We start from the raw sequence: 21743 nt of genomic DNA on the forward strand, positions 1-21743 counted from the left end.
CATCAATTACCTCTTTTCTTATTTATTCGATTTTGCTTGCCAAAAAACTTTTTCTTTCCAGAATCTTTGACAGAAGCTCCAAACAAACTACTCTCGTTTTTATTTTTAGCTTTTGATACAACCGGCTGATTATTGGTTTTCTTTGTTCTAAATGATTTTGTTTCTGCATGACCTTCTATCAATTGACCATTAGACAAAATCTTCTCTATCGGCTTTAAAGATAGCTCTCTCATGCGCTTATAATAAGCTTGCTCTTCATGATATGCGAGTAATGTCACGACCTCGCCATCAGCTCCTGCACGACCAGTACGACCAGATCGATGCACATATTGTTCTTTCGTATATGGTACATCTACATGGATAACATGCGTTAATCCTGCAATATCTAATCCTCTAGCGGCAATATCTGTTGCGATTAAGATTCGTGCTTCTCCTTTACGAAAAGCATCCAAAGAAGCTTTTCTTTCATCCTTCTTCATCTCAGAGTGCAGGGCAACAATCGGAGCATTACGAAATTCTAGTTTTGATTTTTTCATTAATACTTGATCTAGATTATTGACAAATGCAAGAGCCCTTACACCTGATATATGTGAAAATTTACGAAGAAATTCTGTTTTATCACGTTGTTGAAGCTTAACAAAAGAGTGTACAACTTTACTGCCACCTAATAATGTTTCATCTACTTTGACTTGAAGTCTTACAGGATCATTGAGCATACGATTCGCCACTAATTCGATTTCATCCGTAATCGTAGCAGATACAACAGCAACCTGTCGATTGTTGTCTGCACCATCGATAAATGACTTGACGATCACCCGATAATCTCGACTTAATAGTTGATCCCCTTCATCTAAGACGATGGTAGTTAGTTCATGTAATTTCAATTTTTTCTCTTTTACAAGTTCATTTAATCTTCCAGGAGTGCCTACTGCAATAGTCGGTTTCTTCTTTAGCTTTTCAATTTGTCTTTGAGGGTTTGCTCCTCCTATTAATGGGACAACTGTAATATCTGTTCCATTAATCCACGAGCGAATAACATCTACAATTTGCATACATAACTCTTGCGATGGAGCAACGATTAAAGCTTGCGTTGCCTTCTTTGTAACATCTACTTTTTGAAATATCGGTAATAGATAAGCTAATGTTTTCCCTGTACCTGTAGGAGATTCAGCCACTACATCTTTGCCTTCTAATAATGCAGGAATCATTTGATTTTGAATGGGCATAACGGATGGAAAAGTCCATTTTTTTTGTAAGTCTTCATTTAATAAATTTAAAAATGACATTGTTTTCTACACCTTCTCTCGTGTTTATTTTTTATATTTTCATACAAAAAAGGTTGTCCTAAAAAATAATAAAGACTGTATGCTAGAAGTAATTCTATCATTCTAATTTTTTGATATATAAGTAAAAATCCGCATAGACTTCTGCGAAAGAGGCAAGAACACGAAAACCAGCAGGTAGCGTAGCAAGTGATGTAGCTCGTGTCTTGCCCACGGAAAGTGTAGCGGATTTTTATCGTATAAAGTAAAGCTCCATCAGTGGGGGGTTCTTCATCCCCCACTGAACTAGAGAAACTCAGGTTAAAAACACCACGTCCTTTGGCAACATCTGAGTGACCAACATCTTGTTGCCCCGAACCAATCGGGCTTTTACGGGCAGTGATCCCTCACCTATCCCTCTAAATCTTGAGGTGAGGGTCTTACTGCCCGTTCACGCGGGATAAAGTAAATTTCCCACAGTGTGGCTTTCAACTTCCACTGTGTATTCGTTAAACCGATCAATTTTTTCCAACTAATCGATCTTCCATTCCTATCTACTTAAAGTAGGATTTTACTGTCTTTCCTGTCCAAAAACATGCCTATGATCAGTTTGCTGACAGCCTTACTCAACGATTAGTCTAATAATTCATAACCACAACTAGTAATAGCGCATTCTGCTAAAACTATAAGTGCATCTATATATAGATTTCGATCTAGCGATAACTCACGATTCACAACAGATAACTCCGTACATCCCAAAATAATATAATCGCAGCCAGCCTTTTTCATAGCTGCTTCAAATGGCTGCCATTGTTCTTTTGAGACCCTCTTTCCTGCCTTTACATAGCCATAAATCACTGTCATCAGATCTTGCTGCATCGCTGCATCTGGAACGATAGGCTCTATACCTTCCTCTATCAACGCATCTTGATACATGTTAGATGTCAAAGTGCCAATTGTACCAAGTACCCCTACACGTTTTGCATTTAATAGACGAGCTTTTTTCGCTGTTTCCTGAATCATATGCAGCACAGGGACAGGAGAACCGTCTTGTAGTCCATCGTAAAATCGATAGGCTGTATTACAAGGAATACAAATGATATCTGCACCTGCTTGAGCAAGTTTTTTAGCATCTGCTACCATCACAGGAAGAGGATTTGGTTTTGAATGATCTAATATATAGGCTGTTCTATCAGGAATACTTGTATCATTATCAATGATAAAATGCATATGCTCTTGATCACTAAACGCTTTCGTTCGATAGACAATTGTTTCGCCAAGCAACATGGTTGCTAACGGCCCTACTCCTCCAATAATACCAAGTACTTTCTTTTCCATAACTAAGACAGACCTTTATGATTAAAATATTTTTTGTATTTACGATAGTAGTTTAAGCTATTCAAGGTTAGCTTGTACCAACGTTTAAAATTCATATCCTCTTTGTAAAATAAAGAATTTGTCGCTTTCCCTTCCTTGATAAGCTTACGGGCTTTTGCTTTTAACTCTTTATTTTGAGCGTATTTGAATAATACGCCATTTGGAATGATGCTCCATAAATGCTCATTGTTTGCATAAGTACAATCCTGAGAAATATGTAGCATGTGATCATCGGCAACATATTGCATCAAATTATAACCAGCAGCTGTTACATAATAACTGCTACGGCCATTACGTAGATTAATCTCAAATAATTTATACTGTCCATCGCGATAATCATACTTCATATCAAAGTTTGCGATTCCTGTAAAACCTATATCTTCTAAGAAGAAACGAACTTGATCCATTAAGTCTTTATCGTAAGTAGTGATGATAGCTGCATAACTTCCTATACCTTCTGGCGAATGTTCTTCAAGAATAGGATTGCCTAAACACATTAGTTTCACTTGACCATCTGTTGCAACATATGCATTCAGTACGCGCATATATGAATCATCACCAGGGATGAACTCTTGAATGATTAAGTGATCTTTGTAAGATGAACTATAAATTGCTTTTAAAATAGCATCTTTTTCAGCCTCATCATGCGCTACGAATACTTTTTTCTTACCGGGGAATTGACATGCCCAATAGGCAACTGAATTAGATGCTTTAATAATGATTGGATAGTCAAATTTCACTTGGAAGTTTTCATATGTTTCATACGTACAAGTATCTGTTTTAGGATAGCTAAAATTATATTTTTCACACATTTTATAGAAGTTTTCTTTCAATAAAATGCGGTCCATTAATGATTCATCGATGTAAGGAACAGTGAAATATTGTTGAAGAGCTGGTTTGTTTTTAATAATGAGTTTGACATAATCATCGCCACATCCCATTAAAAGTAAGTCTTTATGGCTGTATTCCTTTGCTATTTTTTTCAATTCTTCTACAAAGTTTTCTTTTATATGGGGAACATGTTTAAAATGTAGAATATGACTGTTTTGTGTTGCTGTTAAATGCGCTCGGCCAACTACGATTGCTTTAATGCCATATGCTTCATAAAAAGCACGTGCCATACCATATGCATTCATATCTGATCCTATTAGTATTGGTAAAAATGGTTGTTCTACCATCTCTTATCATCTCGCTTATTTTGTACTTATTTTAATGCCATTAGTGTATCATATTTTAACTTTATAAACGAATAAACTCTTAGTTGATATAGCTTATTTTTATAAATTTTTGATTTATTTTAATCCAATGGCAATCGCTCATTTACTTTTCAATCGCAATTGCTTGCGAACCCATATCTTTATAGCTAGAGAAGAATTTTGTCGCATCATGTGCAACATAGCCATGCAATGGATCCATAACAATAACTTTACCATCTTCATATCCAGTGAGCACTACTACATGTAAATTGCGATACATTTTCGGTTTGCTATTGGTGCCCTCAATATACCAGCCTTCTTTTGTCTTTGGCTTTGAGAGATCTAGTGTTACCCACACCATCACAGGCATCCCTTGCTGCACTGTTTCTATTATTTTTTTTTGACTAGCACCTGTAAGATTGGTCACTTTTAAGTTTGTTTTATAATCCTTTGCTACTTTTCTTGCGACTTTTGTAATTACTGGTGCAAAAACATATGTCCCCGTCAATTCATTGCTAGGATCGCCTGCATACGCTTTATTCGGATCTGGACCGGTTCGTTTTCCGTCCTTTTCAATAATTGCTTTTGTGGGTAAATACTTCTTTGCCATCTTCATCTTTGAAAGATTTAAGCCATAATAGTTAAAGGAGGCTGTCATTGCAGTTATTTCACAGCCATGAGGAAGTTGTGGATTTTGCAAAACGACAGGCACTTCAATCCTCTGATTTTCCTTTTGATAGTACGTTTCAAGTACTACATATGAAGTATCTTTTTGTACCTTTACTATTTTCGCCACACCACTTGAATTATTACTCATTGGGCTCGAATCACTCACGGATGATGGTACAAATAAATAACGTTTTCCCACTTCTAATCCTGCCAATGTCACTTGTCCCTCAGAATCACTGATAGCCGTCGTAACCAGTTGATCTGTATCCATATCTCTTACGGTAACTTTCATATCAGGAATAGGTTCTCTGCTTCCAAATGCAACAATCAGCACTTTTATCCCCTCGTCCATATCCTCATCTTTTGCTGGCAGTATATTTGTACAACCACTTGCAATACTGGCAAAAAGCATTACAAAGCAAAAGAGGAGTAAATGCCAAGGCCATTTACTTCTCTTCAACATGTCGACAATCCCCTTTTTAAGCTAAAGGAATTATTAGCCGAAATATTTTTTGTACCATACTAAGAACATGTAAATCGTCCATACCTTACGTTGATTTTTCGCTTTGCCTTCATAGTGATCAGTTAACAGTTTAACAATAGCTTGTTGATCAAAGAATTGTGCGGCTTCAGCTGATTCAAATGTTTCTTTAATTTGATTGAAGTATTTATCTTCTTTTAACCAAAGACGAATAGGTACTGGGAATCCGATTTTTTTACGATGCGCCCATTCATCTGGTAATGCACGTTGAGATGCTTGACGAAATGCATATTTTGTATCGATTTCATTAACTCGATAGTGAGAAGGTACTTTAGAAGCCACTTTCATCACTTCACGATCAAGGAATGGTACACGCAGTTCAATGGAATGAGCCATACTCATTTTGTCTGCTTTCAACAGAATATCATCCACTAACCATAGGTTTAAGTCTAAAATTTGTTTTTTAGTTAAATCATCTTCACCAGCTGCTTTTTTGTATATCGGCATCACAATATCTGCCACAGATGGTGCATGATTATATTCATCCGTTAAGATCGCAGATGCTTCTTGTTCTTCAAATATATGTGCTTGTCCGATAAATGTTTGTTCAACTGGGAGACCACCACGCATCAAGAAGTGTTTTCCACGCATTTCAGGAAGTGTTTTTGCTATTTCTGCAATTGGGCGACGAATGAATTGTGGTACTTTTTTATATTTACGCATAGCAGGAAGTTCATCATACTCCGCATAGCCGCCGAATAATTCATCAGCACCTTCACCAGAAAGAACGACTTTTACATGTTTACTAGCAAGCTCTGATAAGAAATACAATGGGACGATAGATGGATTGGAATGAGGTTCATCCATCATATACTGAATCTCATCTAATTTGTTGAAGCATACTTCAGGATCTAGCACTTCATTTACATTTTCGATCCCCAATTCTTTCGATAATTCTTTCGCATTATCAATTTCCGAAAAGTTTTGTGCACTAAAGCCGACTGAAAATGTTTTATCAGGTTTCAATACAGAAGCTACATAACTTGAGTCAACCCCAGAAGATAGGAATGAACCTACTTGAACGTCAGGGTCAGAGAATTCATGAGCTTTAATAGATTCACGAACAGTTGTATCGATTTCTTCTACAATTTCATCGAGTGAACGTTCTTCAGGATTGAATCTTGGTTCCCAATAACGAGTAATTTCTAATTTTCCATCTTCATAGGTTAAATAATGGGCTGCTGGTAATTTAAATACGCCTTTAAAGAACGTTTCCTTCAACACTGGAAATTGGAAAGTTAAATATGGTTTTAATGCTTTTTCATTTAATACTTTATCGAAATGTGGGTGTGGTAAAAAACTTTTAATTTCTGAGCCAAAGAATAATGTACCATTCATATGTGCATAGTAGAATGGCTTAATACCAAACATATCACGCGCAGCAAATAAACGTTTTCTGTTACGATCCCAAATAACAAACGCGAACATACCACGTAATTTTTGTACTAATTTTGTACCGTATTCTTCATAACCATGAAGTAATATTTCACTATCTGTATCTGTTTTAAAAATATGACCTGCTGCAAGAAGGTCTTTTCTGATTTCTTTAAAATTATAAATTTCACCGTTAAAGATCAATACTAATGATTGATCTTCGTTATAAAGAGGTTGGCTACCATTTGCCAAGTCAATAATACTTAGACGACGGAAGCCTAGAGCTGCAAGACCATCTGTAAACTTTCCAGCTGAATCTGGTCCACGGTGAATGATTTGGTTCATCATATTTTCTAACACCAAGTCCGGGTTTGAAACTTCACCGATAAATCCTGTAAATCCACACATATATTTTATTCTCCTATCTCTATTTCATCTATTCCACTACACGTATGAGAATACCTATCATGGCACTCGATATCTTTTGATTATACTCTTTTTTACTTGACTTATCTTAAAACATATCGCCACAGTATAGCAATCTGTTAATTTGTATGCCTTTTATATTCCTTTATCAATTCTTCTAATGGAACCTGATAAAGTTGTTTGCCGTTTATTTTGAATATACCTAGATTCATTAGATGTTGAATAACATGATCTTTTTTTCTTTCTTCAGCAGTTACCTTCTGGTTGTTCATTGCATCCCCTTCTTACCTTACTGCTTAATGCTATTTTCCTCAATACATCATCTAAAGGAATACTTTAAACTTTTCTTTCAATTTAGGTATTCGTTTTACTAGATGCTTGTAGACAACAAAACCGATAACGGCTCCTAATGTGTTTAGCCATAAATCATCTACATCTGTACTTCGAAATTGAGGAAGTTGCATTGTCTCGATAAACAAAGACAATCCCAGCCCAGTAAATAATACAAAGAAGAACTTCTCCATCTTACGCCATAATAGCGGTAGTAAAAAACCAATTGGCATAAAGATTGCGATGTTACCGAGAAAGTTAATGAAAAACGGTTGCCATAAGTTTAGATAGTGTATGGCATTGTAAACATCCGTAAAAACACGAAACAATCGAAAATTAATACCCAGTGAATCTAAATGATGAAGTCTCATGCCTGCATACTGAAGACTTACACCGTTTTTGGGGACAATCGTTTCATAAAACAGACCAATCAAATAGACCCAAAACGCCATAATCCCAACTTCATGCCAACGATTATTTAGACCGACATCTCGTTTTTTCCGAGATTTAAAGCGCAAATACACAACAAATGGAATTGCAATAATCATTACAATCATCATATCGAGTGTATATTGAAGTATATAGGACAACTTCGTCACTCATTTCTTCTTTCTACATAACAGGACAAATTATATAACAATAAGTTGCAAAAAAACATTAAATTTCTTTTACAATCTTCTTTTATATACTGTCTTATCTAACTTCTACGATACCATATTCCATACGACTACGTATCAAAACTATTTTACCTTTTCTTCAAAATCCATCCTAGAATATTCATCGATTTCTTTTTAAAAATAAGATGGAGTTCCAGCAGTAAGAAACTTCCCACGCAAACAAAAGAAACTTAAAATTTGAACATCAACGATAATATAAAAGAGCAATTTCATGTTTGTTTCTTCACATGAAGCTGCTCTTTATAAACAAACAGTTCTATTTACTGAGAAATCTAGTGTAAATATGGCTCTTTGGATGCAATAATAATTTCTTTTAATTTTGTTAACTTTTCAATGACAATGTTTGAATACTTTTCAACATCAACTAAATATTCTTCTGCTAACTCTGCATTTCCGTCATTGTAAGCCTGCACTGCTTTTTTGGCTATTTCATGAACCTGTGCATGTGGTTCCTCTAATTCTTTAAATACAGGTTCATCACCAAGTAACTTTTTACCCTCTCCATAATACCATTTTCCAAGGCGGGATTCTTTGTATGATGCCACATCGTCAACTGTCATTTTCTCAAAGCCTAATAATAAATTATAAATACGCCATCTCCATAAAAGATGATCCGTGATCGTTAAAGAAATAATATCTTCCTGACTGATGATGAAGTTTTTGGAAATCGTCTTTACACGGTATTCATTAATCATTTTGCTTAAATTATATATGGCTTGTCCTGTGTTATTTGAAATTTCTTTGCTTTTTTTCGCATTCTCTGCAATATTATAATTCTTAGCTGTTACCTCATTAGCAGCGACTTCTTGTTGCTGTGAAGCAGCAGCAATTTGTTCGATGCTAGCTCCTTGATGCTGTAAATTTTCATTTATTGCAGATAAAGTTGACGTAATTTCAGCTGTATCCTTTACGCCTTTTTGTAAATCTTCAGCAGTCTGAGTTGTATGTGTACTAATGTTTTTGGTGATCTCCAAAAGTTGTTGAATATCCTCATGAATCGATTGTACAGATGATTTGGTATTATCGGCTAATTTTCTGACTTCCTCTGCTACAACCGCAAAACCTTTGCCAGCTTCTCCAGCACGAGCTGCCTCTATTGATGCGTTTAACGCTAATAAATTGGTTTGTTCCGCAATGCCTTGTATAAACTTAACTAATTGTGTGACATTATTGACTCTGCTTACTAATTCATTGACATTTGTTTTCACATTCTTATGCTCATGATTGGTTTCCTTCAAGGTTCCATTGACTTGTTGCAAAGATTGAATTCCTTTGCTTAAATCTTCCAATGAAGTTTGAGTATCATTAGATATACTGAGTATTGAAGCAGATATTTCCTCGATATTTGCATTTAACTGTTCCATCGAGCCATTGGCTGAAATAACATCTTGTTTGTTCTGTTCTTCAAATTGAATCAATTTTTTCATCTGATCTAGTTGTGTATTATATGCGATAATCCCCCCTAAACCATTAATAATGGAGCCAGCTTGTATTTCAACATATGTTTCAATAATAATTTGTTGATCGATACTGACAAGAGATTCATAAGCAAGAAGTACATCTAGCATTTTAAATCGGTCATGCTTATATTTTTCTGCAATCAATGGAATAATAGCCTGATTAACAAATGTATAGGCTGAAATCATCCAATCAGGCAGTACCCCTATTTTGGTATGAGCATAAGCTATTTTTCTACGAGCAAATATATATTGTAAATCTAATTTAGCCTCAAATAAGCTCTTAAAATAACCGTCAAAGGTTCTTTTTAAACGATCTACATTTGAATGTTTCTCAATAATTTCTCTAAATTTATCATATGACAACAAATGGCTATAGAAGGTATCTAAGATTTCTTCACTATGTGCTTCATATAAATCTCGTAAGTGCTGGACAGAAGCCCGATTAGTAGAAGATAATGCAAGAAAATCCAACTTCATTTGAAAGCGTTCATTTACACTAATATCAGATTCCAATTGTTCTGCAGAATATTGATAATGTTTTTTTGGTTTAACAAACATAACTACTTACTCTCCTCATATAATTAGAATTATTTATGGTATATCTTTATATTGTTAATAATTACTAAAAAAATTATTAAATTCCAAAATAAATTAAAAACGTTCGCATCCGTTTACCTCGCTCTTTTATGTTTTACTTTTACATACATTTTCTGCATAAATAAAATTGCATACAGTAAAAAAGTCATGAATCCTGAAAAATAAATAGAATCTTGTAATCATTATAATACACAAATAGGTATTTACACACATTTTCATTTCAACCTTTTACACTTCGAATATAGTGTTAACATCTGAAAATTATAAAAAAAGTCAATTATATACTATATATTTTATTTTTTTGCAAATAAAAAAAGATCTTGCAGAACAAGATCCTTCTTTTATATTGATAGTCATCGTTATCGTACTATAAATAGTAGTGCAGGTACAAAAGATAAAGTAAAAAATAATGCATACCAACATGAAACCCTCTTCAATGAGAAGGAAATTCTTTTTTTCTCAGCGTAAAATGCATCGAAGAAAATTGCGCAAACCATTGGAATGCTCATACACGCAATAGCAATTAAAAATATATCAGTATAATTCATCTGGCATCCCCCTTATGAATCTGTTTTTTAATTGTGACAACTTTATGACATTATGATACAACTCGTGGACACAATTTGTCAACAATTTGTTCATATTTTAGACACATTTATTTTGATCGTTATATTGCAAGGGGGTTATCTACTTTTGAAGCCTAGGATGTAAAATCAATCAATGCCTCATTAAACTTCTTACGTTCTTCCCAGAAAGATCCGTGTCCACTATATTGAAATGGCATAAGTGTTGATCCTGCTATTTTATTATTTAAAATTTCTGCTTGTGAAAATGGGATCACTTTATCATGTACACCATGTACAATCAAAGTAGGAACAGATATCGTATGGAGTCCCGTTTCAATTTTTTCATCTCGAAGCGTTTTAATGATTGCTGCAGTAGACCAACTTGCGGCTTGCAATCCCATTTGAAAGAACCAATCAGAAAAGGGTTTCGTAATATATTGGAAAAAGAACGTATCTGCCACATCTCTTATCATATTAGGGCGATCATTATAGGTCTCTGTTAATAATCTTCTTGCCGTTTCTGCTGTAAAACCCGTCGGTGCAGCAGCAGCAATAAGAATAAGTTTAGAAACTCCATATCCTTCATATCTTGTCATGTAACGGAGAGCTATAGCTCCTCCTGTGGAATGTCCAACTAAAATAATATTGTTCAGATGAAGCGTAGAAATCACTGTAGCAATATCATCTGCCAATCGATCATAGTTATATCCATCCATTGGCTTATCTGATTGACCAAATCCTCTCCAGTCAATTCCTATACAGCGATACCCCGCTGCTGGAAGGACGTTAAACTGATATTCAAATTGCTGGTGATTTAACGGCCATCCATGTAAAAACAAAATGGTCTTTTCTCCGGTTGGGTTAATATCCTCCACATATAGTCTGACGTCTTTTTCAACCGCTACATAATACCCCAATTTATGTCACCATCCTTCGATTATCTCCTTCATAAAATATTCATATAAGATACGTATGGTGAATTCACTTCATAGCATTTTAAAAAGCAAAAAGAGTTATCCTTTATTTTAGGATAACTCTTTTTGTTCAAGCTTCTTCATCTACATCATTATACTATTGCCAACCTTTACATACGTCCACCCATTCCTGAGCATTCGAATAAATATACACTTCTTCACAGCTAAGTTCAATTGCACTATTGCTACTGCCGCATGCAGGAAATACTGTTTCAAATCGTTTAAGTGATTCATCTAAAAAAACAGGAATATTTTCTGGTATTCCAAATGGACAAACGCCTCCAATTGCATGACCTACTTGGTTTAATACTTCATCTGGCGACAGCATTCTTGCTTTTATACCAAATTTATGCTTGAATTTTGCATTATCTATTTTTGCATCCCCTGCCGCCACTATTAAGATACAGCCTTGATCTCTTTTAAAAGCAAGCGTTTTTGCAATGCGCTCTGGTTTTACTCCTAATGCGTTTGCAGCGAGTTCAACTGTTGCGCTTGAAGCATCATATTCCAATATTTTATGATCCAATCCATATTTTTTGAAATGTTCTTTTACTAATTCGATTGCCATTTTATCCACCCCATGAACTAATATTAATAGCTACCTACATATTAATAATAGATTATTCGAAATACATGACGTTCTGAATATCCAAAACTACAAATAAGCTTCGTTAAATCGAAACAGCACAAGGAAAATATATCTTCTTCTTCTTGTTATTTTTATAAATCATAGCCATTATATAGGAATTATTAGTCTAATTATATATTCTTCTTACTAATTGTCAAACACTCATTCCTATTAAATCTTAACATAAAGTAAAACTTCTCTCAGTGAGGCTTACTTTATCTCACATTGTGCGTTAGTTAAACCAATTGATCTTATACTATCCGTTGTTTCTCACTTATTTTCCTTTTAAATGGAGGAAACAGTTTAATGTTATTTGATTTATTTTAACAGTCGTTTATAATAAAATAATGTAAACCAACTATTCTTATATAGTATAACAGGTGTGTTGATTAGGAAAAAATCAGAATAACTATATGAGTATAAATGAGAAAAATTCCTCATTGTAAACTCCAATCTATATAGATCTTCGCTGCGGCTTGCTCGAGTCCTCGAAAATGCATGCGCATTTCCTTCGTGCGGTGTGGATTCAGGAAGTCCATTCAATGTCCCGCGGGAAAAGCGAGACAGCTGAGACCCTGCACGAGCGCAGCGAAGGAAGCGGCTCAGCGCTCGCCCGCAGGAAAGCGAGCAAGTCGCAGCGGAAATCAGCAAATACTCTATATTTTTATAGATAAGATTGGATAAGAAACATATCTGATAATATAGTTTATTCATATAGACATTTCTTTTCTAAACGAAAGGGTGACACAGTTGAAATATTATAATTCAATCATTGAATTGATCGGTAAAACACCTATCGTAAAATTAAATAAAATACCAGATGCGAACGGTGCAAATGTTTTTATTAAATTAGAGTCTTTTAACCCTGGTGGAAGTGTTAAAGACCGTGCAGCTTTAAACATGATCGTACAAGCGGAAAAAGAAGGAAAACTGATTCCGGGTAAAAGTACGATCATTGAACCAACATCAGGAAATACAGGTATTGGTCTTGCTATGGTTTGTGCTACAAGAGGCTATCGCTGCATTATTACAATGCCGGACAATGCCACAAAAGAACGCATTAAAATTATGAAAGCTTATGGAGCTGAGGTTCATCTAACACCTTCTGCCCTACGTATGCAAGGATCCATTGATGAAGCAAAACGAATTGCAGAAGACATTCCAAATCACTTTATTCCCATGCAATTCGAGAATCCAGCAAATGCCGACGCACACCGTGAAACAACAGCTGTAGAGATAATAGATACATTTGATGATCAATTAGATGCATTCATATTAACAGCTGGAACTGGTGGTACTGTAACAGGTACAGGGGAAGAATTGAAAAAACGAATTCCTAATTTGAAAATTTATGTTGTTGAACCTGCTGGATCTCCAGTGCTATCTGGTGGTAAACCTGGACCACACAAAATCCCAGGGACAGGTCCGGGATTTATCCCTAAAATTTTAAACCGACAAATTTATGATGATATTCTCCACATTGAAGATGAAGATGCACAAGTCATGGCACGACGTCTTGCCGCTGAAGAGGGGATCTTTGTTGGAGCTTCAGGTGCTGCTTCTGCTTATATGGCCATCCAAGTAGCAAAGAATCTTCCATCATCTGCAAACGTTCTATGCTTAGCACCAGATACTGGAGAACGCTATTTATCCTCTGACTTATTCCCAGAATAAAGTGAAACTTCGCAAAGCAGGGGGATTCCTGCTTTATGTGAGTCGAACCTGATCAGGTCATTTTTATTGTAATCTTGCAACAGAGGATTATGATGAATGCCGAAAAAAGAACCTAGTTCCATTCATAATGGCTAGGTTCTTTTATTATTTATTGGTTATATAATTGATCAGGAAAATGTTATCTATACATCTTTATGGATAAGATATTCATGAGTTCTATTTCATTGAATAATCGTGACATTACTTAAATCCGCCTTGCCGGCTTTCAAGAAGTTATATGTTAATTTATCCATTTTAGCTCCACTGAAGTCAACTTTTTTAACATCTGACAAACGGAATTGGACTTTTTTTAAATTTGTATTTCTGAAAGAAGCTTTTTTTAAAGTACACATTTCAAATATAGTTTCTTCAAACATTTGACCATCAAAATCAATACCTGTAAGATTGCTGGACTTAAAAAACGACCGGTGATAATTGCAATTTTTGAAAGTAGATCCTTTAAAATTCGAACCGCTAAACTGTGCACCTGTCAAATTCACATTTTCAAAAATAGCCTCTCCTAAATTGCATGATTTGAACTCACAATCGGTCAAATCTGAATTAGAAAAGTCTGATCCTTTTAAATCACTGCCTTTGAATTTTCCTTCACGAATGGAGACATCACGAAAATCAGAATTTACCATTCTTGATCTTGAAAAATCCATCTGAATAGCTTTTTCAAGTTCTGATTGTTGTAAGTTAATGGAATCGATCAACTCAGATACATCTCCAATGGAATTGATCGTCATTTGATAGGCTTCTGTCTCGCTATACCCTTTGCTTTTATAGTCTTGATATTTTTCAGTTAAGTTAGCAGATAATTCTTCTTCCAGCTCTTTTGCCGTTCTCACTTTTGGATATGGTGCAAAATATTGTGTACATATTGATTAATTTCTTTTTGCATGGTTCACTCATCCTTTCATAGTAAACGTTCTAAAATCTGTTTTGCCTGTTCCCAATTTTTTTTATTTTGTTCATATGTGTTCTTGCCTAAGTCTGTTATTTTATAGTACTTTCTACGACCACCAATATTCTCACTTCCCCAATAAGAAGTAATACTACCTTCTTTTTCTAATCGCTTTAAGCTCGAATACATAGTGGCTTCCTTTAGCTCATATTGATTTCCTGAATTGGCATAAATCAATTTACTAATTTGATAACCATATTTATCTCCAGCTAACAGTAGCTTTAAAATCATTGTATCGGTATGACCACGCAGTAAATCTGCAGAAATTTTACTTTCACTCAATCACCTAACCTCCTTGAATACAATATACATTTATGTACTATGACTGTCAAGGTATTATGACTATAATAGATATACACCAATCACAAAAAAAGTGAAGAAGCTTTGCATGGAGAAAATCCATTGAGGCAATAATTATAATGGACCAATTGGAGCATCACTAAATCAATATGATATGATCTACGTCCTAAATCGTTTGTAAAGTTACATACTAGTTGGCAAAGGGGATTTTGACATCTTCTTGACATGTATTAAAGGCATAATACTAACAAAAGAGCGGTAGGAAGGAGCACCATATGAATAAGAAAAATATTAAATATTTAAAATTTGGAATTGATTTATTAATGGTAAGTACATTCGTATTGTTTTTCAACAAACGCGTATTCGGAGGTTTAACTTTTCATGAAATAGCAGGCTTATCGATTGCAGTAGTTTTTTTTACACATATATTGCTTAACTGGCAATGGGTCAAAAATATTACTTTAAAATTATTTAATCGAAAAATACCTTTCAGGACAAAATTTAGTTACCTATTAAATTTACTGTTATTAGTGGGAATGGCGTTTATTATGATGAGTGGCATTTTTATTTCAAGAGTTGTATTTCCAAACATTCATATTGAAAACGAACAATGGTTTAAAATAGCTCATATGTCCATCTCCTTTTTAGTTTTGATCATAGTAGCCATTCACATTGGATTACATTGGAAATGGATTATTAATGTTTTCAAAAATATCGTGAAAATCAAAAAATCTAAACGAAGTTTTCAAGTGGCAGCTCGAGTAGCAACTGTTGCATTATTGATATTTGGAAGCTATGAAATATACTCTACAAATTTTTTAATGCACCTAGAAGGAATTACCAAAATATTTAATCCATCTTCTAATATGGAGGGAAAAGGTTTTAATACTGGAGAAAGACATGATTCTGCGCACGAAGGTTTTGCTGAATCTGGAAAACCGGATCTTCCCGCCGAAGGTGATTTCGGAGCCAATGGAAAACCGTCACTGAGTGATGATGTTGAAAATGGAGATAGATCAGCATCACTAAAGGGGAACTTTCATGGAGGAAAAGGCCAATTTGAAAGCGCAAGTGCATTAGGAGTGATCATCAAGTATTTCGCTATTATGTCTGTATTTATCATACTCATTTATTATATTGAAAAATCTATACTACATATAAGGCGAAGACAAAACTTACAAGGTAGTATGTAAACGATTCAGGCTTAATCTCTATCAAATGACTTAGAAAATGAAAAAGTGTGAATGGGTGCTGCTTGCTCACCAACATTCACACTTTTTAGCTTTGTAATTCCTATTATGAAAGAACTCGGGAAAAATCTCTTTTTTACAGTACCGCTGCCAATCTTTTTATTCCTTCTTCAATCGTTGCGGGTTCTGAGTTTGTATAATTTAAGCGCAATGTGCTGGCACCTTTAACATTTGTATAGAATGGATCTCCTGGGACAAATGCTACTTTGTTTTCGATCGCACGTTTAAAGACTTCTACGGATGAAACACCTTCCCCTAGATCAGCCCATAAAAACATTCCGCCCTCTGGTTTTGTGAATGTAACATGTGCTGGTAAATACTTTTCCATAGCAGCAATCATCGCGTTACATTGTTTCTTATATAAGTCTGTAATTTGGCTAATATGTTTTTCGTAATCATTATGAACTAGATAATCATAAATAGCATATTGAGAAATGACATTTGTGTGCAAATCTGATGATTGTTTCGCAGCAATCAAGTGCCCCATCAATTCTTTATTGGTCGTACATAAATAACCGATACGCATACCTGGTGATAATGTTTTCGAAAATGAGCCAAATAGTACACTATTATCTAATTTACCGCCCGCAATATATGGCAATGATTCACCTGCAAAACGAAGTTCGCCATATGGATCATCTTCAATCAAGATCGTATTTGTCTTTTTGATGATTTCATAAATAGCTTCACGTTTTTCTCTTGAATAGGTTAACCCCGTAGGATTTTGGAAATTAGGAACCATATATAATAACTTGACATCATCATTTTTTAATGTTTCTTCTAACTCTTCTAAATTTAAGCCATCATCTTCAAGGCTAACTGATAAGAAGTTCGGTTCATAAAGTGAGAAAGTTTGGATAGCAGCAAGATAACAGGGACTTTCTACAGCTACACGATCACCTTTATTAATCAACACTTTTCCCATCAAGTCTAGTCCTTGTTGAGAACCTGTTGTGATCAAAATATTATCTGCTGAAACATCTATATCGAATCTTTTTTTATATCGATCAGCAATCCATTGACGTAATGGCAAATATCCTTGAGTACCTGCATATTGGAATACTTTTTCACCTGATGTTTGTAATACTCGATCCATAGACTCCTGAAATTCAGTCACTGGGAAAGAAATTGGATTTGGCAATCCTCCTGCGAAAGAAATAATATCTTTTGCTTCAGTCAATCGCATAATTTCCGCAATAAATGAGCTATCTGTTTTTAACATTCGATCAGAAAAAATTTGTACCATAATCCATTCTCCTTCTTTGCTACACTCTTTATATTTTTATATTATATCAAATCACAAAACATTGGAAATTGTCAATATTTTTAAGAAAATTTAAGTAGATTAACTCTTGTACTGTTTATTCCATTTTATCACGAAAGTAGCTATCGTTGGCTTGTTGATATACATTTTGTATACAAAAGAAAAATTGTCAACAGATTTCTGCTACGACTTGCTTTTCTTTCTAAACTAGCACACCCAGTAAATTATCGCTATTCCTTTAATCATAGCTTTTTCCCGTAGAAGTTTACACAGATTTCCATCCTGATTTTTTCCTAACGAACACACTAGGTCTTTGCCAAAACGTGTGCTTGACGAAATGAATATCATATTTATTGGTAAAAAATAGTGTTTAATAACACCATTTAGATAGATCTTTGCTGCGGCTTGCTCGAGTCCTCGAAAATGCATGCGCATTTCCTTCGTGCAGTGTGGATTCAGGAAGTCCATTCAATGTCCCAGAGAGAGCGAACAGATGAGACCACCCTGCACGGAGCAATTTACGGAACGGAATTGTGGTGCGCCACGTCCTGTGGCAACGATTCCGTGACCAACATCCTGTTCCCCCAAGCGGCTCATCGCTCGCCCGCAGGAAAGCGAGCAAGCCGGAGCGGAAATCAATAGGCTATCTAATTTTATGTCAAGAACAGATTTTGGTGTAGAGCCAACACACCTGAAAGAAAAAATTTTTTCCCACTCATTGCTTTTCGGACAACCCATGGACTTATCGCCAACTAATACAGTCAAGAGAGGAAGATTTTCTACTATTTATATAGGAATCAATATATCAAAAAAGTTATTGTTTTTTGCTATTGAAAAATGTTATAATTTATTAGCTTGATAATATATCAACGTATTAGCAAACTAAAGTGAAATGAAAAACTTAATAATAAGAACAAGGTGGTTTTCTAAAGTATGAAACGTTTTGCAATTATGACAATGTTCGTCGTTGCTATTTTTAGTATTATGGCTGGATGTTCATCTGATAAATCTGCTTCAAAAGATGACAAAACGTTAGTAATCGGTGTTGATGATGAATTTGCCCCAATGGGATTCCGAGATAAGGATAACAACATCGTTGGTTTTGACATTGACTATGCAAAAGCAGCCGCTAAAGAAATGGGCTACAAAGTAAAAATTCAACCAATCGAATGGAAAACAAAAGAGTCTGAGTTAAGCAGTGGTCGAATTGATTTGATCTGGAACGGCTACACAATTACAGACGAACGTAAGAAAAAAGTTGATTTTACAAAGCCATATTTAAAGAATGCTCAAGTTGTCGTTACACTTGCAGATTCCAAAATTGCTAAGTTAGATGATTTAAAAGGAAAAGTTGTTGGTTTACAAGCTCAATCTTCAGCAGCTGATGCTTTAAATGCAAGTTCTATTAAATCAAAACTAAAAAATGTCAGTGAATACTCTGATAATGTAATGGCACTAAATGATTTAAAGAATGGTCGTACTAACGCAGTCGTTATTGATGAGGTTGTTATTGACTACTATATGTCAAAAGAAAAAGACACATTCAAAATTCTTGATGAATCACTTGCTCCTGAAGAATATGGTGTTGGTGTGAAAAAAGGCAACGATGAATTATTAAACAAGTTACAAAAAGCGCTTGATAAAATGAATGAAAACGGCACAGCCGCTGAGATTTCTAAAAAATGGTTTGGCGAAAATAAAGTATTAAAGTAAAATGTATATGGGCAAAATCGGGTTTCCTTTTTTGGAAACCTGTTTTGTTTTTAACATGCATATTGGAATCGTTCCTATTCCGGTAATAGTGAGCAACGAATTTCATTAGGAGGAGCACTTGTATGAGCTTAGATTATTTCACGTCGATCCTGAAGCCGATGCTCCAAGGATCTCAAATGACGATACTACTATTTTTTATCTCCATCGTGTTATCTATACCTCTTGGTTTTTTGTTAACATTGGCGGTAAACAGTAGATTTAAACCACTATCCTGGCTGGCACAAGCCTATATCTATATAATGCGAGGTACGCCACTTTTACTTCAATTATTGATTATTTGCTTTGGGCTACCCATGATTCCGGGCATTGGTCAATACTTAGTATTAGATCGTTTTACTGCAGCGTGTATCGGCTTCATCCTTAACTATGCTGCCTATTTTGCTGAAATCTTCCGTGGTGGTTTGTTAGCGATCGATAAAGGCCAATATGAAGCAGCACAAGTACTCGGATTGAATAAATTTCAAACGACTACCCGTATCATTTTGCCTCAGATGTTCCGAATCGCTATTCCAGCTTTAGCAAACGAATCAGTGACACTTGTAAAAGACACTGCACTACTATATGCCGTGGCTGTCCCTGAATTATTACACTATGCAGAAACCGCTGTAAATCGTGATTTTACGATCTTTCCATTCTTCGTTGCAGGTGCCATCTATTTGATCATGACACTTGTCCTTACGCTCATTTTTAAATGGATTGAACGCCGATTTACATTTGAATAGAGAGGAGTGGTCGATATGGCTATCATTGAAGTTTCCAAACTAAAAAAATCATTCGGTAATCTAGATGTGTTAAAGCAAATTACCTTTGATGTCAATAAAAATGATGTTGTAGCGGTTATTGGACCCTCTGGATCTGGTAAAAGCACAATGCTTAGAAGTCTTGTTCATCTTGAAAAAATTGATGGAGGAAGTATCATGGTTGCCGGTGATAATCTTGTGAAAAATGGCGTCTATTCAAAACCACAAGAAATTAGACGAGTTACTTCTAGAATGGGCATGGTATTTCAGCATTTTAATCTATTCCCACATTTAACGGTGAAAGATAATCTTGAAATGGCTCCTCGACTTGTCAAAAAGGAATCCGCTAAAGAGCTTAGTAGTCGCAGCATGGTACTATTAGAAAAAGTCGGACTTGCTGACAAGGCTTCTGCATATCCTGCAAATCTTTCAGGTGGTCAAAAACAGCGTGTGGCAATAGCTAGAGCGCTTATGATGAATCCAGACATTATGTTATTCGACGAACCTACTTCAGCACTCGACCCTGAGTTAACTGGTGAAGTGCTTCAGGTGATGAAAGATTTAGCAGAAGAACATATGACCATGATTGTGGTTACACATGAAATGGGATTTGCAAGAGAAGTGGCTAATCGAGTCCTTTTTATGGACAATGGGGAAATTCTTGAATCTGGTACACCGCAAGAATTGTTTGATCATCCCAAATTCGATCGTACGAAAGTCTTTCTTAAACGCAGCTTAAAATAGTGTGGTTCGAAGCTGTTTTATCGGATGTAGAAAAATAAGGTATTTATGAAATAGTAAAAAAGTACAGCAGGATTTTCTCCTAATGTACTTTTTTACTTTTAGCAATGCATGATTATCGTTAAAACCATTCAATTACGTTGCTAGAAATGACGATTTATTTTATTAGCCTCCATAATAGAAACCTGTTTCCTTCATAGGTAATGGTTCACCCTCACGATTAACACCTGCATTGATGACTTCACCTATATAGATAAAATGATCTCCCTTTTCTATTTTATCGACTACCTTACATTCAAAATATCTAAGAGCCTCTTTGAAAATCGGACAGCCTGTTTCTTCTGTAGAAAATTCAAAGCCTGCCATTTTATTGTCTTCTGTTTCAAATGATTTAAAGAATGCCATAACCATATCTTTTTGACCTGACTCTAAAACATTCACACTGAACACACCGCTGCTCGCAATTTGTTGTTGTGAACGCGTACCTACCTTCGCTGCTAAAGCTACCAATGGTGGTTCGAAGGAGGTTTGTGTTAAAAAGTTTCCAACAAAAGCATTTAAACCACTTTCATCCTTTGTACCGACAAGATATAATCCATAAGTGATTCCTCGTAATGCACTCTTTTTCAATTTTGCATCCATCCATTACTTCCCCCTCATTACTGAAATATTCTTGAAATAACCATTTTTTACGTATCCTATTATACATCAAATTTTCCCTATAGCTAAAGTACTTGCAATAACTTTTGACTAAGATAACCAAGTTTTTTCTTATAAAGTGAAGCTTCCATCAGTGGGGGGTTTTCTTCATCCCCCACTGATGGTTAGCTAAACCAATCGGGCTTTTACGGGCAGTTGTTCCCCCCGCGCCTATCTTTCTCGTTTCTCTCTAAACCTTGAGGTGGAGGGCTTACTGCC

The 21743-nt window shown here is 35.2% G+C and carries 20 protein-coding genes; 5 read left to right on the forward strand and 15 right to left on the reverse strand.

Annotation, left to right across the window (positions count from 1 at the left end; all coding sequences use genetic code 11):
- Nucleotides 1–2: 2 nt before the first annotated feature.
- The 10 genes from FEU33_RS13610 to FEU33_RS13655 all read right to left on the reverse strand — a co-directional run bounded on the left by FEU33_RS13610 (nucleotide 3) and on the right by FEU33_RS13655 (nucleotide 12017).
- Nucleotides 3–1286, reverse strand: a complete 1284-nt coding sequence (locus FEU33_RS13610) for a DEAD/DEAH box helicase (RefSeq protein ID WP_146550037.1) — start codon at nucleotides 1284–1286, stop codon at nucleotides 3–5.
- Nucleotides 1287–1895: 609 nt separating this feature from the next.
- A complete protein-coding gene (cuyB, locus tag FEU33_RS13615; RefSeq protein ID WP_146550038.1) occupies nucleotides 1896–2600 on the reverse strand; it encodes a cysteate racemase in 705 nt (234 codons plus the stop codon).
- Between the two features lie 2 nt (nucleotides 2601–2602).
- Entirely contained in the window at nucleotides 2603–3817 is a 1215-nt protein-coding gene (locus FEU33_RS13620; RefSeq protein WP_146550039.1) for a carboxylate--amine ligase, read from the reverse strand.
- Nucleotides 3818–3959: 142 nt separating this feature from the next.
- A complete protein-coding gene (locus FEU33_RS13625; protein WP_146550040.1) occupies nucleotides 3960–4967 on the reverse strand; it encodes a C39 family peptidase in 1008 nt (335 codons plus the stop codon).
- Between the two features lie 33 nt (nucleotides 4968–5000).
- Nucleotides 5001–6827 (reverse strand): asparagine synthase (glutamine-hydrolyzing), encoded by a 1827-nt coding sequence (gene asnB / locus FEU33_RS13630; RefSeq protein WP_146550041.1) that lies wholly within the window; start codon nucleotides 6825–6827, stop codon nucleotides 5001–5003.
- A 137-nt stretch (nucleotides 6828–6964) separates the two neighbouring features.
- Complete coding sequence (locus FEU33_RS13635; protein WP_146550042.1) at nucleotides 6965–7117, reverse strand: Fur-regulated basic protein FbpA; 153 nt, start codon at nucleotides 7115–7117, stop codon at nucleotides 6965–6967.
- A 51-nt stretch (nucleotides 7118–7168) separates the two neighbouring features.
- Nucleotides 7169–7774, reverse strand: coding sequence for a VanZ family protein (locus FEU33_RS13640; RefSeq protein ID WP_244951053.1), 606 nt, complete (start codon nucleotides 7772–7774; stop codon nucleotides 7169–7171).
- A gap of 350 nt (nucleotides 7775–8124) precedes the next feature.
- Complete coding sequence (locus FEU33_RS13645; protein WP_146550043.1) at nucleotides 8125–9870, reverse strand: protoglobin domain-containing protein; 1746 nt, start codon at nucleotides 9868–9870, stop codon at nucleotides 8125–8127.
- Between the two features lie 739 nt (nucleotides 9871–10609).
- Entirely contained in the window at nucleotides 10610–11392 is a 783-nt protein-coding gene (locus tag FEU33_RS13650) for an alpha/beta fold hydrolase (protein ID WP_146550044.1), read from the reverse strand.
- Between the two features lie 154 nt (nucleotides 11393–11546).
- Nucleotides 11547–12017, reverse strand: coding sequence for a YbaK/EbsC family protein (locus tag FEU33_RS13655; protein WP_146550045.1), 471 nt, complete (start codon nucleotides 12015–12017; stop codon nucleotides 11547–11549).
- An 810-nt stretch (nucleotides 12018–12827) separates the two neighbouring features.
- Between FEU33_RS13655 and cysK the strand changes: the two genes are divergently transcribed.
- Complete coding sequence (gene cysK, locus FEU33_RS13660; protein WP_146550046.1) at nucleotides 12828–13751, forward strand: cysteine synthase A; 924 nt, start codon at nucleotides 12828–12830, stop codon at nucleotides 13749–13751.
- Nucleotides 13752–13972: 221 nt separating this feature from the next.
- On the opposite strand, the gene FEU33_RS13665 is transcribed toward cysK, so the two are convergent.
- Nucleotides 13973–14641 carry a pentapeptide repeat-containing protein gene (locus FEU33_RS13665; RefSeq protein ID WP_244951054.1) on the reverse strand — a complete coding sequence of 223 codons (669 nt, stop codon included), beginning with the start codon at nucleotides 14639–14641 and terminating at the stop codon, nucleotides 13973–13975.
- A 68-nt stretch (nucleotides 14642–14709) separates the two neighbouring features.
- Complete coding sequence (locus FEU33_RS13670; protein WP_146550047.1) at nucleotides 14710–15039, reverse strand: PadR family transcriptional regulator; 330 nt, start codon at nucleotides 15037–15039, stop codon at nucleotides 14710–14712.
- Between the two features lie 293 nt (nucleotides 15040–15332).
- Between FEU33_RS13670 and FEU33_RS13675 the strand changes: the two genes are divergently transcribed.
- A complete protein-coding gene (locus tag FEU33_RS13675; RefSeq protein ID WP_146550048.1) occupies nucleotides 15333–16250 on the forward strand; it encodes a DUF4405 domain-containing protein in 918 nt (305 codons plus the stop codon).
- A 133-nt stretch (nucleotides 16251–16383) separates the two neighbouring features.
- Here the strand turns inward: FEU33_RS13675 and FEU33_RS13680 are convergent, their stop codons facing one another.
- The gene (locus FEU33_RS13680) at nucleotides 16384–17553 is read right to left on the reverse strand and encodes an aminotransferase-like domain-containing protein (RefSeq protein WP_146550049.1); all 1170 of its coding nucleotides are present in this window, start codon (nucleotides 17551–17553) and stop codon (nucleotides 16384–16386) included.
- A 486-nt stretch (nucleotides 17554–18039) separates the two neighbouring features.
- A complete protein-coding gene (locus FEU33_RS19320) occupies nucleotides 18040–18168 on the reverse strand; it encodes a hypothetical protein (RefSeq protein WP_280524862.1) in 129 nt (42 codons plus the stop codon).
- A 336-nt stretch (nucleotides 18169–18504) separates the two neighbouring features.
- On the opposite strand from FEU33_RS19320, the gene FEU33_RS13685 reads away from it, so the two are divergent.
- The 3 genes from FEU33_RS13685 to FEU33_RS13695 all read left to right on the forward strand — a co-directional run bounded on the left by FEU33_RS13685 (nucleotide 18505) and on the right by FEU33_RS13695 (nucleotide 20828).
- Nucleotides 18505–19284 carry an amino acid ABC transporter substrate-binding protein gene (locus tag FEU33_RS13685; RefSeq protein ID WP_146550050.1) on the forward strand — a complete coding sequence of 260 codons (780 nt, stop codon included), beginning with the start codon at nucleotides 18505–18507 and terminating at the stop codon, nucleotides 19282–19284.
- Nucleotides 19285–19406: 122 nt separating this feature from the next.
- The gene (locus FEU33_RS13690; RefSeq protein WP_146550051.1) at nucleotides 19407–20066 is read left to right on the forward strand and encodes an amino acid ABC transporter permease; all 660 of its coding nucleotides are present in this window, start codon (nucleotides 19407–19409) and stop codon (nucleotides 20064–20066) included.
- Between the two features lie 15 nt (nucleotides 20067–20081).
- On the forward strand, nucleotides 20082–20828 hold the full coding sequence (locus tag FEU33_RS13695; protein WP_146550052.1) for an amino acid ABC transporter ATP-binding protein: 747 nt from the start codon (nucleotides 20082–20084) through the stop codon (nucleotides 20826–20828).
- A gap of 162 nt (nucleotides 20829–20990) precedes the next feature.
- Here FEU33_RS13695 and FEU33_RS13700 read toward each other — a convergent pair whose 3' ends face one another.
- Entirely contained in the window at nucleotides 20991–21467 is a 477-nt protein-coding gene (locus FEU33_RS13700; RefSeq protein WP_146550053.1) for a flavin reductase family protein, read from the reverse strand.
- Nucleotides 21468–21743: the final 276 nt, after the last annotated feature.

The sequence above is a fragment of the Rummeliibacillus suwonensis genome, assembly GCF_007896435.1.
Taxonomy (GTDB): Bacteria; Bacillota; Bacilli; order Bacillales_A; family Planococcaceae; genus Rummeliibacillus; species Rummeliibacillus suwonensis.

Coding starts and splice junctions, on each gene's coding strand:
- FEU33_RS13610 (WP_146550037.1), bottom strand. CDS start 1,286: ATGTCATTTTTAAATTTATTAAATGAAGACTTACAAAAAAAATGGACT.
- cuyB (WP_146550038.1), bottom strand. CDS start 2,600: ATGGAAAAGAAAGTACTTGGTATTATTGGAGGAGTAGGGCCGTTAGCA.
- FEU33_RS13620 (WP_146550039.1), bottom strand. CDS start 3,817: ATGGTAGAACAACCATTTTTACCAATACTAATAGGATCAGATATGAAT.
- FEU33_RS13625 (WP_146550040.1), bottom strand. CDS start 4,967: ATGTTGAAGAGAAGTAAATGGCCTTGGCATTTACTCCTCTTTTGCTTT.
- asnB (WP_146550041.1), bottom strand. CDS start 6,827: ATGTGTGGATTTACAGGATTTATCGGTGAAGTTTCAAACCCGGACTTG.
- FEU33_RS13635 (WP_146550042.1), bottom strand. CDS start 7,117: ATGAACAACCAGAAGGTAACTGCTGAAGAAAGAAAAAAAGATCATGTT.
- FEU33_RS13645 (WP_146550043.1), bottom strand. CDS start 9,870: ATGTTTGTTAAACCAAAAAAACATTATCAATATTCTGCAGAACAATTG.
- FEU33_RS13655 (WP_146550045.1), bottom strand. CDS start 12,017: ATGGCAATCGAATTAGTAAAAGAACATTTCAAAAAATATGGATTGGAT.
- FEU33_RS13675 (WP_146550048.1), top strand. CDS start 15,333: ATGAATAAGAAAAATATTAAATATTTAAAATTTGGAATTGATTTATTA.
- FEU33_RS13680 (WP_146550049.1), bottom strand. CDS start 17,553: ATGGTACAAATTTTTTCTGATCGAATGTTAAAAACAGATAGCTCATTT.
- FEU33_RS19320 (WP_280524862.1), bottom strand. CDS start 18,168: ATGAGCCGCTTGGGGGAACAGGATGTTGGTCACGGAATCGTTGCCACA.
- FEU33_RS13685 (WP_146550050.1), top strand. CDS start 18,505: ATGAAACGTTTTGCAATTATGACAATGTTCGTCGTTGCTATTTTTAGT.
- FEU33_RS13690 (WP_146550051.1), top strand. CDS start 19,407: ATGAGCTTAGATTATTTCACGTCGATCCTGAAGCCGATGCTCCAAGGA.
- FEU33_RS13695 (WP_146550052.1), top strand. CDS start 20,082: ATGGCTATCATTGAAGTTTCCAAACTAAAAAAATCATTCGGTAATCTA.
- FEU33_RS13700 (WP_146550053.1), bottom strand. CDS start 21,467: ATGGATGCAAAATTGAAAAAGAGTGCATTACGAGGAATCACTTATGGA.